Origin of the sequence: Roseateles puraquae (assembly GCF_002205845.1) — a bacterium.
GTDB classification, from domain to species: Bacteria; Pseudomonadota; Gammaproteobacteria; order Burkholderiales; family Burkholderiaceae_C; genus Pelomonas; species Pelomonas puraquae.
This window is the reverse complement of the sequence record NZ_NISI01000043.1, coordinates 1-291: the sequence shown is the minus strand read 5'-3', so window position 1 is coordinate 291 and position 291 is coordinate 1. Positions and strand designations below refer to the sequence as shown.

Below are 291 nucleotides of genomic sequence, written 5' to 3'. Positions count from 1 at the left end.
CGGCCCGAGATCGAGAACACGTCTTCCACCGGCAGCAGGAACGCGCCGTCAACGGCACGGTCCGGCTGGGGGATGTACGTGTCCAGCGCGTCAGCCAGGCGCATGATGGCCTGCTCGCCCAGGTCGCCCTTGTCGCCTTCCAGCGCCAGCTTGGCCGAACCCTTCACGATCGGCGTGTCGTCGCCCGGGAAGTCGTACTTGCTCAGCAGTTCGCGCACTTCCATCTCGACGAGCTCCAGCAGCTCGGCGTCGTCGACCATGTCGCACTTGTTCAGGAAGACGATGATGTAC

The 291-nt window shown here is 64.6% G+C and carries 1 protein-coding gene; it reads right to left on the bottom strand.

Translation table 11 applies throughout. The features are described 5' to 3' along the window. Nucleotides 1-291: GTP-binding protein (locus CDO81_RS27440; protein WP_241517198.1), on the bottom strand; the 291-nt coding region annotated here is incomplete at both ends.